General features: G+C 55.8%; 10 protein-coding genes. 4 read left to right on the top strand and 6 right to left on the bottom strand.

Annotated features, from left to right (window positions below; genetic code table 11):
• Window positions 1-5: 5 nt before the first annotated feature.
• On the bottom strand, window positions 6-686 hold the full coding sequence (locus V8L70_RS11050) for a TIGR00153 family protein (RefSeq protein ID WP_008959036.1): 681 nt from the start codon (window positions 684-686) through the stop codon (window positions 6-8).
• Between the two features lie 137 nt (window positions 687-823).
• Between V8L70_RS11050 and V8L70_RS11045 the strand changes: the two genes are divergently transcribed.
• Complete coding sequence (locus V8L70_RS11045; protein ID WP_101147931.1) at window positions 824-1,738, top strand: CYTH domain-containing protein; 915 nt, start codon at window positions 824-826, stop codon at window positions 1,736-1,738.
• Window positions 1,739-1,802: 64 nt separating this feature from the next.
• On the top strand, window positions 1,803-2,681 hold the full coding sequence (locus V8L70_RS11040) for an ion transporter (protein ID WP_008959038.1): 879 nt from the start codon (window positions 1,803-1,805) through the stop codon (window positions 2,679-2,681).
• Between the two features lie 7 nt (window positions 2,682-2,688).
• Here the strand turns inward: V8L70_RS11040 and V8L70_RS11035 are convergent, their stop codons facing one another.
• Entirely contained in the window at window positions 2,689-3,309 is a 621-nt protein-coding gene (locus V8L70_RS11035) for an L-threonylcarbamoyladenylate synthase (RefSeq protein ID WP_008959039.1), read from the bottom strand.
• Between the two features lie 102 nt (window positions 3,310-3,411).
• Window positions 3,412-4,326, bottom strand: a complete 915-nt coding sequence (locus tag V8L70_RS11030) for a PHP domain-containing protein (protein WP_198556151.1) — start codon at window positions 4,324-4,326, stop codon at window positions 3,412-3,414.
• 151 nt (window positions 4,327-4,477) lie between these two features.
• Between V8L70_RS11030 and V8L70_RS11025 the strand changes: the two genes are divergently transcribed.
• Both V8L70_RS11025 and mnmC read left to right on the top strand, forming a co-directional pair.
• Window positions 4,478-4,777 (top strand): YciI family protein, encoded by a 300-nt coding sequence (locus tag V8L70_RS11025; RefSeq protein WP_101147930.1) that lies wholly within the window; start codon window positions 4,478-4,480, stop codon window positions 4,775-4,777.
• A gap of 157 nt (window positions 4,778-4,934) precedes the next feature.
• Window positions 4,935-6,962 (top strand): bifunctional tRNA (5-methylaminomethyl-2-thiouridine)(34)-methyltransferase MnmC2/FAD-dependent 5-carboxymethylaminomethyl-2-thiouridine(34) oxidoreductase MnmC1, encoded by a 2,028-nt coding sequence (gene mnmC, locus V8L70_RS11020; protein ID WP_101147929.1) that lies wholly within the window; start codon window positions 4,935-4,937, stop codon window positions 6,960-6,962.
• A gap of 502 nt (window positions 6,963-7,464) precedes the next feature.
• Here mnmC and V8L70_RS11015 read toward each other — a convergent pair.
• The 3 genes from V8L70_RS11015 to zipA form a co-directional block, all read right to left on the bottom strand.
• Window positions 7,465-7,740, bottom strand: a complete 276-nt coding sequence (locus V8L70_RS11015) for a YheU family protein (protein WP_008957491.1) — start codon at window positions 7,738-7,740, stop codon at window positions 7,465-7,467.
• Window positions 7,740-9,773, bottom strand: coding sequence for an NAD-dependent DNA ligase LigA (gene ligA, locus V8L70_RS11010; RefSeq protein ID WP_101147928.1), 2,034 nt, complete (start codon window positions 9,771-9,773; stop codon window positions 7,740-7,742). Before ligA ends, V8L70_RS11015 begins: the two co-directional genes overlap by 1 nt.
• Before the next feature lie 155 nt (window positions 9,774-9,928).
• Window positions 9,929-11,791: a cell division protein ZipA gene (gene zipA / locus V8L70_RS11005; protein WP_101147927.1), complete on the bottom strand. Its 1,863-nt coding sequence runs from the start codon at window positions 11,789-11,791 to the stop codon at window positions 9,929-9,931.
• Window positions 11,792-12,147: the final 356 nt, after the last annotated feature.

Genomic DNA, 12,147 nt, shown 5'->3' with positions numbered 1-12,147 from the left:
TCCCCTTAGCGGGCGGTCAGTATCTGCAGACGGCTACCCACACGCTCAGCGCGATCGGATAGTTCGCCAACCCATTCAATGATTTTGTAGAGAAAGATCACGTCCACTGGCGGTAGCTGGCTCTCAAGCGAGAACAGTTGGCGACGGATCGTCACTTGTTGGTCATCGGCTTGGTGCTCAAGGGTGTGCAGTTCACGGATCATGTTCTGCATGACGTCGGAGACGTTTTTTCCAAAGCCGGACTCAAGCAGATCCTTGAGTTCTTCCAGTGCCTGGCGGGCTTGGGCAACACAAGCAACACTGGTACGGATGTAATCGCGCATTGCATCGGCCAATTCATCCGGCACGCGCATTTTACGCCCCAACATAATGCCGGTAATGTCACGCACCTTGTTGGCGATCTTGTCCTGCACGCTGATCAGGTCGAGCAGATCGGAGCGCGACACCGGAAGAAACATGGTGTTGGGCAGGTTCAACCGCAGCTCTGTTTTCAGCGTATCGGCGTCATGCTCTAAGCGGGTGACGTTTTCGCGCAGCTCAGCCGCTTTGTCCCAGTCATCAGCCAGCGTTGCTTCAAAAAACGGCAACAGCAGATCGGCACATTCATTTGCCTTGACGATATGGGCCAATAACGGCTGGAATGGCGAGCGGCCAAACATCGAAGAAAAAGGATTGGAGGTAACCATAATGCCTTTTAGCCTGTTTTCGGGAAGCCTGGAAATGGCGGCGCCAGTATAAAGAGTGCGCCCGCCGCCGTCATGAAAAGTTCATAAATGTAATCAAATATTCATTTAAATGTCACGATAACGAGGTGGCGAGCGTCATGAAAAACCCAATCCCCATGGAAGTAGAACTGAAACTTGCCCTTGCACCAGAGGGACCTGCCGCGCTGTGTAACCACCCGTTTCTAGTATCGAAACCCTCACACCAGCACACGTTGACCAATACCTATTTTGACACCCCGGAAGGCGATTTAGCGAAGGCGCATATTGCGCTACGCCTGCGCAAAATAGATGGCAAAGTGCTGCAAACGGTGAAAACCGCAGGCCAGGGCGGCGGCGGATTATCTCAACGACAGGAGTGGGAGTGGCAAGTTCCTGACCACGAACTGGATCTGGTAGCTCTTGCCGAACTGCTCCCCTTTCAAGGCCAGCTTAGCAGCGTGCTACATGCCCTCGCCCCCCAACTCAGCACCGATTTTACGCGGCGCAGCTGGCAGCTAACCGATGGCTTAGTAAACCCAGGCGCAATAGGCCAGCGCAGTCATATCGAGCTGGTGCTGGATGAGGGCGAAATTATCAGCGGTGGCTACCGCACGCCCATCCGCGAGGTAGAACTTGAATTAAAGGACGGCGACCCGGAAGCGCTGTGGGCATTGGCACTGACACTTTCAGAACAGGTACCGCTGCGCCCTTCAGATAGCAGCAAAGCATCTCGGGGCAATGCACTTAGCAACCAGCACTGGCCACTTCCCAAGGCGCACTCACCGGCTGAGTGGCTACACCGCGCAACGCTGGCGCTGGATGCCTACCACGACAGCCAGCAGGCAAGCTTTCTAAGCGATGCCCAACAGGCGTTAGTCACTCTCGCTGACCACCCCGCGCTGGATGACAACGCCCGCGTGTACGCTCAGGCGTTACCCGGCAGCTTAGATGCCCATGGTCAGCCCAGCACGGCTTACGGTAACGCTGCGTTGGCACTGGCCCATCGCTTGGCGTACCAAACCGAGCTACGCTAACGGCTTAATGCTATTTCAGGACTGTTTTTAAGGACCGAATTGAGGCCCACTTCAGGATGATGCGATGAATTTAAACTTAACCCCCGGTGCGGAAGGCCTACGCGCTCAACTGTTTCATATTATTTTCGAATCCGACACACCGGGCGCTAAAGCCTTTGATATTGCCTTGATCGGGGCTATTTTGTTGAGTGTCGCGGTCATCCTGTTGGGTAGTATCGAGATTTACGCCGAACGCTACGGGCCCATTTTCTTCTACATCGAGTGGGCATTAACGATACTGTTCAGCTTAGAGTTGTTAGTTCGCATTTACTGCCTTGAGCGCCCCTTGCTCTATCTAAAAAGCTTTTATGGAATCGTCGACTTAATCGCTATTTTACCCACTTGGCTAGTGCTACTGGTCCCTGGCGCTCATGGGCTGGTGATTGTTCGCTTGCTGCGAGTGCTGCGTATTTTCCGCATTTTGCGCCTGATGGAGTTTGTCGGTGAAGCCAGCCTGCTACTCGACGCGTTAAAACGCAGTCTGCGTCAAATACTGCTATTTTTTTCTGCCATTTTCATGGTGGTCACGCTGTTCGCGGCGTTGATGTACACCATTGAGTCACCGGAAGCGGGCTTCACCAGTATTCCAATGTCGATGTACTGGGCCATCGTTAGCATGACCACCGTGGGCTACGGCGACATCGTCCCCGCCACCGCGTTGGGTAAAGCGATTACCATGATCTTGATGCTGCTGGGCTACTCGATTATTGCTGTGCCCACCGGGGTATTCTCCGCTCAGGTGATCCGCTCAATACGTGAGGATCGTTACTCCGAGGAAGCCTGCCCCGGCTGCGGGCACGACCGCCATGAGAAGCGTGCCCGCTACTGCCTGCGCTGCGGTACTTGGCTTGATGAAAATAGCGAAGACCCGCGCAAAGCCAAAGAAGAACCTTCGTCTGACTAGACTCAATCTAAACGAAAGGCGTGATATCACCGCGCCCTTCGCGAATGATGGTAGGCGGCAGTTCGCGCAGGTCGATAACGCTGGTGGGGTCTAGATGACAGGCGCCACCGTCGATAATGGCATCCAGATGCGCGCCAAAACGCTCGCGGATCTCTTCCGGGTCGTTCATGGGAAAATCATCGCCCACCGGAATGAGCGTCACGCTCATCAACGGCTCCCCCAAGGCTGCCAGCAACGCATGTGTAATGCGGTGATCAGGCACGCGTACACCAATGGAGCGGCGTTTGGGGTGCAACAATAGCCGCGGCACTTCTGAAGTAGCATCCAGGATATAGGTGTACGGCCCCGGCGTATGCGCTTTCAACAACCGGAAAACGTCGTTATCCACCTTAGCGTAGGTGCCGATCTCAGATAAATCGGAACACACCAGGGTGAAGTTGTGTTTATCGTCCAGTGAACGCAGCCATTTAATCTTTTCAATGGCTTTCTTCTCACCCAGATGGCAGCCCAAGGCATAACCTGAATCGGTGGGGTACGCCACTACGCCGCCTTTACGAATGATCGCAATCGCCTGATCAATCAGCCGCTTTTGCGGGTTTTCGGGGTGAATCTGGAAATATTGGCTCATAAAACTGCTCCTTTCATAGCTCACTGTCTTAGCGGTTCCTACAGCATAGCTGACCTTAGCTGGTGATAACTTAAGCTGACGAGAACTTAAGCTAACGAAAACTTAGCCAATCGCTAACAGACCGGGGGCGGCATCACGTAGATGCACCAAGCGCGGATGCTGCCATATCGGGGGCGCTGCCGTGCGCGGTACCAAGCTCATACTGCCGGGTGCTGCATGGCTGCCGGGAAAGTGAAAGTCGCTGCCCAAGGAAGCGTATAACTCACGCTCGACCAGTTGGCGCGCCAAGTCACGGGTGCTATCCGGGTTCTGCTGGCCGCTAACCAGCTCAACCGCTTGGCCGCCCGCCGCCTGGAAGGTGTCCATCAACAGGCCACGCTTGCGTCGAGTGAGTCCATGGCGCAATGGATGGGCGATCACGGCAACGCCGCCTGCTTCCACAATCCAGCTCACGGCTTCGCTGATTTCCGGCCAGTGGGCTTTGACATCGCCCTTCTTGCCGCTGCCTAGGTAACGCTTAAAGGCGCTTGCCCAGTCGGGCACCACTCCTTCAGCCACCAAGGCACGGGCAAAATCCGGGCGGCCCAGGGGGCGGTCGCTGCCTGCGTGAAGGCGCGCTTTCTCTAGGGCGTCGGGTAAACCTACTTTTTCCAGTCGTTCGGCAATGACTTCCGCACGCTGGATACGCGCCTCACGCTGCTGAATCAAGCCTTCCACCATCGGCCCCTGCAAGCCACCGGGCATCAGCGCCACGACATGAATATTGACCCCTTGCCAGCGTGTGGATAACTCACAGCCGGGGATAAGACATAGCCCTGCTTGCTCGGCAGCGCGGCCCGCTTCTTCAATGCCGTCCATGGTATCGTGATCGGTAAGCGACATATGCGTCAGCCCGCGTTCGGCGCACAGTGTTACCAGCTCAGTGGGCGATAGCGCGCCATCAGAAGCAGTGGAGTGCATGTGCAAATCAACCGGGTAACGCTGATCGGCATCAAAGGTATAAGGAAGTCGAGACATAAGCATGACGCCGTGTGAGCAGTTTGTCAGAATGCGCTTTTTCAGCTGTGAATAAATCGTTCGCAATGGGTAAGATATGGTGCGCGTATCTGGCTGCGCGGTCAATGAACGCTCACTTTTCATCCCCTTCTTTTCAAGGAGTTATATCTACATGCTGTACGCCATTATGAGTGAAGACGTGCCCAATAGCTTAGAGCGTCGTTTAGCGGCTCGCCCTGATCACCTCGCCCGTTTGGAAGCGCTGCGTGACGAAGGCCGGATAGTGTTAGCGGGCCCTCATCCTGCCATCGACGCTGAAAATCCCGGCGATGCTGGCTTTTCCGGCAGCTTGGTCGTGGCGGAGTTTGAGAGCCTGGAAGAGGCTACCGCATGGGCGGATGCCGACCCATACATGATTGCGGGGGTCTATGCCAAGGTAATTGTTAAGCCGTTCAAGAAAGTTTTGCCTTGACCCCAATAGGCGAGTGTGGAGGGTCCGCCCGCTTTTTCACAGAGCCTGTGGAAAACTCTGTGCAAACCCGGCGGACGCTTTGCGCTAAGCCAGAGCCAGCGCCGACGGCGACAAATTGATCATTTTTTAACCAATTCTTCATTAAACGGATATCTGCGTGACCCAACGTCCCAATGCTTTGCCTGCCCTCGCGGCGTTAACCACGCCTTTACTTACCTGGAACGAGGGAGCACCCCACGCAACCGCATTTGATGACATCTATTTCACCCGTGGCGATGGGCGCGCTGAAACCGAACATGTTTTTCTGGGTGCCAACCATCTTCCCCAGCGCTTTGCTGAGTGGAAAGCAGCAAGACCGTTCGTCATTGGTGAAACCGGCTTTGGTACCGGGCTGAACATACTCTGCGCCTGGGCTTGTTTTGAGCAGCATGCAGCGCCCAATGCGCGGCTGCACCTGTTATCCACAGAGAAGTTTCCTCTTGAGCATGAGGCGCTGGAACAGGCGCTTAGTGCCTGGCCTTCGCTAGCGGCTTATGCACAGGTGCTATGCGCCCAGTGGCCCGCTGCCGTGAGCGGCATTCACCGCCTGCACTTAACCGAGCGCGTCACGCTTGATCTGCATTTCGGCGATACCACAGAGCGCCTGGAGCAGTTAGATGGCCAAGTCGACGCCTGGTTTTTAGACGGTTTTGCGCCTTCTAAAAACCCCGATATGTGGCAGCCAGCGCTATTTAACGCCATGGCCGCCCGTTCACGCCCCGGCGCGACATTCGCCACCTTTACCTGCGCTGGTATCGTCAAACGGGGATTAAAAGCCGCAGGCTTTAGCTGGAAGAAAGTGCCAGGCTATGGTCGCAAGCGGGAAATGCTCGCGGGCAGTATCGAAACGCCGCCTGTGGAGCAGCGCCGCCAGGCAACACCCTGGTTTACCCCGCCGCCCGTGGCGGCTGTAAAGCACGTTGCGATAGTCGGTGCTGGGCTGGCGGGCAGCACGATGGCGGCAGCGTTAGCGCGGCGCGGCATTCAGGTAACGGTTGTTGAGCGCGAAGCCCCCGGCGCGGGCGGCTCAGGCAATCGTCAGGGTGCGCTGTATGTAAAGCTGGCTGCCGAGACTAATAACCAAAGCCGTGTTTACCTTGCCGGGCTGCTGTACAGCCAGCGTTGGCTTACCCAACAGCTATCCACACAGCCGTTATCCACACCCCCTTTATGGCAGCCTTGCGGCGTGGTGCAGTTGGCGAGTAGTGATAAAGAAGCACGCCGCCAGCAGCGTTTTATTGAACAACACCCGCTGCCCAGCAACGTTGTCACTGCGCTAAACAACCCGGCGCTAAGCGAAGCAGCGGCCATGCCCATTGACGCACCCCATGGGCTGTTTTACCCACAAGCGGGATGGGTTCAGCCCAAGGCACTATGTGAGCACTTACTTAGTCAGCCAGGAGTGACTTTCCAGCAGGGTGACGTTAGCTCCCTTACCCGCACAACCGCCGGGTGGCAGCTCAATCTAGACGATGCCAGCACGCTTAATGTCGATCAGGTAGTGATTGCCAGTGCGCATTTGGCTAACCGCTTTGCGCAAACCAGCGAACTGCCGCTGCAGTCGGTCCGCGGTCAGATTAGCGAGCTAAAACTACCCGATGGGGTAGCAGGCCCAACCCGCGTGATATGCGCCGGTGGCTATGTATCGCCTGCTCTGGATGGCGTACTGACATTTGGCGCCAGCTTTGTACCCAATAATGCAACCACCGATGTAACCGCCGACGATCATCAACGCAATATTGATGAGCTGCGTCAGACATTGCCCAACTTAGTCGCCGAGCTGGAAAAAGCCGGTAGTGAATTAACGCCTGAACACCTTCAAGGTCGCGCGGCGGTGCGTGCGGCCAGCCCTGACAAAACCCCTTATGCAGGGCCTGTGCCGGTAGCAGAGGCGTGGCAGGCCGACTATGCGCGGCTAGCTAAAGATGCTACTCGGGTGCCAGAGACGCCAGGCGAGCACCACCCAGGCCTGTGGATATCGACGGCTCATGGCTCACGCGGGCTAGCCAGCGCGCCGCTATGCGCCGAGGTGATTGCTTCAAGAATGTGCGATGAACCGATGCCGCTGGAAGCGCCCCTGGTCGATCACTTGCACCCAGGGCGACGCATTATCAGCGCGATTATTCGGGGCGAGAACGCTCAATAGGCAAGCTTGAGATTGCCGCGTCGCTACACTCCTCGCAACGACAGGACTCGATGCTTCAGATAAATGTCATCGTGAGCGAAGCGCGGCGATCTCGGATTTGCCTGCCACTGCCTGCAAAGTTCGCCGCGTCGTTGCGCTCCTCGCAATGACAGGACTCGATGCTTCAGCTAAATGTCATCGCGAGCGCAGCGCGGCGATCTCGGATTTGCCTGCCACTGCCAGCAAAGATTGCCGCGTCGCTGCGCTCCTCGCAACGACAGAACTCAATGCTTCAGCTAAATGTCATCGCGAGTGAAGCGCGGCGATCTCGGATTTGCCTGCCACTGCCAGCAAAGATTGCCGCGTCGCTTCGCTCCTCGCAATGACAGGACTCAATGCTTCAGATAAATGTCATCGCGAGCGCAGCGCGGCGATCTCGGATTTGCTTGCCACTGCCAGCAAAGATTGCCGCGTCGCTGCACTCCTCGCAACGACATACCGGAGTGCTTTTCGGAAGATGCGTCTAAAAATCACCCTCTTCCTCGTCATCGGCGATATCTCGGCCAAACGAGCGCCAGCGAGCTAGGGTCATGACCTCGGTCATCTCCAGCTCAAGGTCATGGGCGATGATCAGTTCGTTACGCTCAAGCTGCTTTTTGAGCTCTGCTACCCAGCCATGCATGCCCTCGCCCGTGGTATCGGTCGTGTCGTAACCCTGGCGGGTCACAAACGCCTCAAGCAGCGCATTGAGGGTTTCCGGTGGCAGCATTCTTGCGGGCACTTCAATAAAACGGCTCATTAACTCTGCTCCCACTCTGCCAAACGTTCCATAAAGGTCGCTTCATCGATCACTTCTACACCCATCTGCTCGGCTTTGGTTAGCTTACTGCCTGCAGCTTCGCCAGCGACGAGACAGGTAGTCTTCTTCGACACGCTGCCCGCTACCTTCGCCCCTAATGCCTGCAAGCGCGCCTTACCCTCATCGCGGGTCATACTCTCAAGCGAGCCCGTCAATACCCAGGTCTGGCCTTCCAGCGGCGTTGGGCCTTGGGTAACGGCGGCTTCCTGCCAGGTCACACCGGCATCAATCAGCGCGGCAATGGTTTCCTGGTTGTGCGGCTGGCGGAAAAAAGTGTGCACGTGGGCGGCGACAATCGGGCCGACATCGTTGACTGCTTCCAGCGCTGCCAGTTCCGCCGTTTGGACGGTTTCAAGCGTGCCAAAGTGATTAGCAAGGTTGGCCGCTGTGGCTTCGCCTACTTCACGAATCCCTAGCGCGTAAATAAACCGCGCCAGGGTGGTCGATTTGGCTTTTTCAAGTGAGTTGACCAAATTATTGGCCGACTTCTCGCCCATGCGCGGCAGGCTTTTTAGCTGCTCAACAGTCAAATGAAACAGGTCCGCCGGGGTTTTGACCCAATCCAAGTCGACCAGTTGCACAATCAGTTTCTCGCCCAGGCCGTCGATATCCAGCGCCTTGCGGCTGGCGAAGTGCTTCAACGCCTCTTTGCGCTGGGCGGCGCAGTAGAGGCCGCCGGAACAGCGCGCCACGGCTTCGCCATCAACGCGCTCAATATCCGACCCACATACCGGGCAGTGTTCAGGAAAAACAATGGCCCTGGCATCCGCAGGCCGCTGTTCAACATGCACTCTCACTACCTGAGGGATAACGTCGCCCGCTCGGCGAATAGAGACCGTATCACCGATCATCACGTCCAGGCGGGTGATTTCATCGGCGTTATGCAGCGTAGCATTGGAGACCGTCACGCCTGCCACGGTGACCGGTTCAAGCCGCGCCACCGGCGTGATTGCCCCGGTACGGCCAACCTGGAACTCGACATCGTTAAGCGTGGTGACCTCTTCCTGAGCAGGATACTTAAACGCCACCGCCCAACGTGGCGCGCGGGCGACAAAGCCCAGCTCACGCTGGTAGCGCAGGTCATTCACCTTGATCACCACGCCGTCGATATCAAAGCCAAGCGCATCGCGTTTTTCGCCCAACTGCTCGCAGTAGTCGGCGACAGCTTGCGGGCCTTTGACGACTTTCAGCTCTGCACTGGCGCGAAATCCTAACGTGGATAACCGTGCCATTAGTTCGCTGTGGGTGGTATCGCCTAAATCAGGCTCCAAGCGCGCTGCCTGATAGGCGTGAAACTCCAGCGGACGTTTCGCGGTAATACGCGGGTCGAGCTGACGCAGGCTGCCTGCCGCCGCATTGCGCGGATTGGCAAATACCTTGCTGCCCTCTTCCCGAGCGCGCTCGTTCAACGCCTCAAACCCTGCATGGCGCATAATCACTTCACCACGCACTTCCAGCAGCTCGGGTACGTTTTTGCCCATCAGCTTTAACGGCACCGAACGCAAAGTGCGCAGGTTAGAGGTGATACCTTCACCGGTACGTCCATCGCCCCGGGTGGCGCCGCTCACCAGCACGCCCTGCTCAAAAACCAGCGACACCGCCGCACCGTCCAGCTTAGGCTCGCAGGTAAATTCAACCTCGTCCGCACTGCACTCCAAGCGTTCCGCCACCCGCTCGGCAAAGGCATGGATATCGTCGCGGCTAAAGGCATTATCCAACGACAGCATAGGGATTGCGTGCGCCACTGATGGAAAGCCATCGGCGGGGGCGGCGCCTACGCGCTGGGTGGGTGAATCGCTGGTGATCAGTTCTGGATGGCTGGCTTCCAATTGCTGTAAACGTTGCAGCTGACGGTCGTAGTCGGCATCGGTAAGGGTGGGATCATCCAGCACGTAATAGCGGTAGTTTGCCTCATCAAGGGCGGCCCGCAGCTGGGTAATCTCTTCCAACGGTTGAGAATCAGACTTGCTCATTAGAATGGGTTCCAGTACTCGGCAGCGACAACGCAAAACCTAAGCAATTTAAAAATTGAACGAACGTGAAAACTGAACGACTGTAAAATTAGCGTTTATTGAACAAAAACACCCGCCTTCTGGCAAGAAGGCGGGTGTTGAACAGCCAGTGTGATTTAGCGGACTTGCATATGCCGATGCAGACGATGGCGACGCTCAAATTCACGCACCCGCTGACGGGCAAACTCGATCGTTTGTGCGGTCATCACACTGCGGTTTTCATCTTTCAGTTCGCCGCCCATATGACGTACCACGACCATGGCGGTTTCAACCATCGCCTCGAACGCGGCTGCGCTATCAAGTGCACCCGGCAGTGGCATCAGTAAGGTGATGCCTGGGGTCATGAACTCGCCCATCTCTTCAATGGGGAAGGTGCCTGGTTTAACGACATTGACCATGGAGAACTGCAGTTCGCTGTCATCACTTTCCGTTTCAAAGCGGTGGAAAATGCCCATTTCACGGCTATAGCGCAAGCCACACACCATCATGAGTTCCAGCAGCTTGCTACCGTCAAACCCTTCGGGATCACGGGAGAGAACGCTGATAACAACCACTTCTTCAGCGCTGGAAAGCGTCTCTTTGGCGTGTTCGCCGCTCACATCGTGACGTAGGGCTTTTTCTAATGTGGGATGTATGCGGACGCTATCATTCCCCCCGCGCTCCTCAGCAGCGCGATCGTCATAAGCAGCATCACTGGCATAATCGGCGTTTTCGTCAAAATCAGCAGAGTAGCCCTCTTCATAAAGGGGCTCTTCATACCGAGACGCTTCACGAGCTTGATCATCCGCTCGCTGCTGAGCAGCCAGTCTATCCGCGGCCGCTGCATTGGCTGCTGCCTCTTCACGTGCCTGCGCCTGCTCTTGGGCTACGCGAGCACGCTCAGCATCGGCGGCTTCTTTCGCTTCACGCCGCTGTTCCGCTTCCTCTGCTTTACGCTCAGCTTTCTGCTTGGCCAGCTCCTTATCTCGCAGCGCTTTCTCAGCCTTTTTACGTTGTTTCTCTTTACGACGCTCGATCAACCGGCGCTTCAATGAGCGGCCCATGCCTTCAAAGTCGATTAACCGGTACTCATCCACTTCGTCATCGTCCAGCTCGTCGTGCTCCCCGGCTGTATCGGAACGCAACTGACGACGTTTAGGAGAGTGATCATTAGCATGTTTTGCAAATACGGCATCTTCTGGCTCAGCACGCAGTACCGGTTCAGCGTCATAATCAGGCTGAACAGAGGCTTCCGTATCCGTTTCGCTTGCGCGAATAGACATGTCATCAGGCGAAGCAGCTGCCTCACGGGTCGTTGAGTCTTCTTTTATAGCGGCCTGTGGAGCAGGCTCAGTTGCTTCAGCGTTCGCGTTAGAAGCGGTTGCGTTAGCCATTGCAGCAGAATCAGCGGCCGCCGTTGGCTCGGCTTCGTGTTGCGATACGGCCTCTCTATCTTGAGGAACCTCAGCAGCCTTTAAGGTACTGGCCTTTGAAGTGCTGTTCATTGAAGTACTTGCCATAGAAATACTGGGCTCAAGGCGCTCATGCTCAGTCGGCATGGAGGGTGAAGTCGTCGCAGTATTTGCTTTAGCGACGGCTGGGCGCTCCGCTTTTTCTGCTGCTATTGATTGGGAATTAGCGATGGATTCCGCTTTTGCAGCTTTGCGTTTGGCTGCTTTAGCTGACGCCGAACGCCTAAACTCAGAAAGCACTCTGGAAGGGCCAGGATGCTCTTGACGCTCTAACTTTGGTTTATTACCTAAGCCACTATAGTCAGCGGGCTTAACGACTCGTGCACCGCCATTGGGTAGTTCCCAATTGATCTCTGCTGCTTTAGCAGCTTCATCGGGATCATCTTCTAGCTGACTAGCTGAAAGATCCTTTTCCGCCTGATCCAGACGGGGTACACGACGCTGACGTTGAAGTCTTCGCGCACCGTCTATAACGATGAGCGATACCAACGCCAGCCCTAAAATGATTAGCCACTCTCTTAGTTCCATGTCGAACGTTCCATGGTCATCTTGCCGGTTGCTAAGGCACCATGCCTAAATATGGGTAACTGCTATTTAATAAGTACTTGCCACCAAGCATAGCGCGATTGCTATGAAAAGGGCCAATTTTTGCTGATAATTACGCTATTTTCACGCTTTTGAGACTGTTATTGAAGCCGGTTAAGGCAAAAGTCCGACCTTAACTTCAGCCAAAAGTGCCACGAGCCTTTGATCTAATCGTTATACATCGCTTTATAAAGGAAGCTCGAAAGCTACAAAAGCCATTTTGACCGTTGGGAAGTGCATAACCGTTTCAGCCATTTGCTTACTAACGTGCTAATCATCCCCCTTGGCAAGATCCATTT

It is taken from the genome of Vreelandella arctica, from assembly GCF_037070215.1.
Taxonomy (GTDB): domain Bacteria; phylum Pseudomonadota; class Gammaproteobacteria; order Pseudomonadales; family Halomonadaceae; genus Vreelandella; species Vreelandella arctica.
Note: the sequence above shows the minus strand (reverse complement) of the source record. Positions and strands in the feature narration are given on the sequence as shown.

What these genes read in the sequence shown, in the direction of transcription:
- V8L70_RS11015 (WP_008957491.1), bottom strand. Translation starts at nt 7,740, where the DNA reads ATGAGCCGTTTTATTGAAGTGCCCGCAAGAATGCTGCCACCGGAAACC.
- V8L70_RS11040 (WP_008959038.1), top strand. Translation starts at nt 1,803, where the DNA reads ATGAATTTAAACTTAACCCCCGGTGCGGAAGGCCTACGCGCTCAACTG.
- V8L70_RS11050 (WP_008959036.1), bottom strand. Translation starts at nt 686, where the DNA reads ATGGTTACCTCCAATCCTTTTTCTTCGATGTTTGGCCGCTCGCCATTC.
- V8L70_RS11025 (WP_101147930.1), top strand. Translation starts at nt 4,478, where the DNA reads ATGCTGTACGCCATTATGAGTGAAGACGTGCCCAATAGCTTAGAGCGT.
- zipA (WP_101147927.1), bottom strand. Translation starts at nt 11,791, where the DNA reads ATGGAACTAAGAGAGTGGCTAATCATTTTAGGGCTGGCGTTGGTATCG.
- ligA (WP_101147928.1), bottom strand. Translation starts at nt 9,773, where the DNA reads ATGAGCAAGTCTGATTCTCAACCGTTGGAAGAGATTACCCAGCTGCGG.
- V8L70_RS11030 (WP_198556151.1), bottom strand. Translation starts at nt 4,326, where the DNA reads ATGTCTCGACTTCCTTATACCTTTGATGCCGATCAGCGTTACCCGGTT.
- V8L70_RS11035 (WP_008959039.1), bottom strand. Translation starts at nt 3,309, where the DNA reads ATGAGCCAATATTTCCAGATTCACCCCGAAAACCCGCAAAAGCGGCTG.
- V8L70_RS11045 (WP_101147931.1), top strand. Translation starts at nt 824, where the DNA reads ATGAAAAACCCAATCCCCATGGAAGTAGAACTGAAACTTGCCCTTGCA.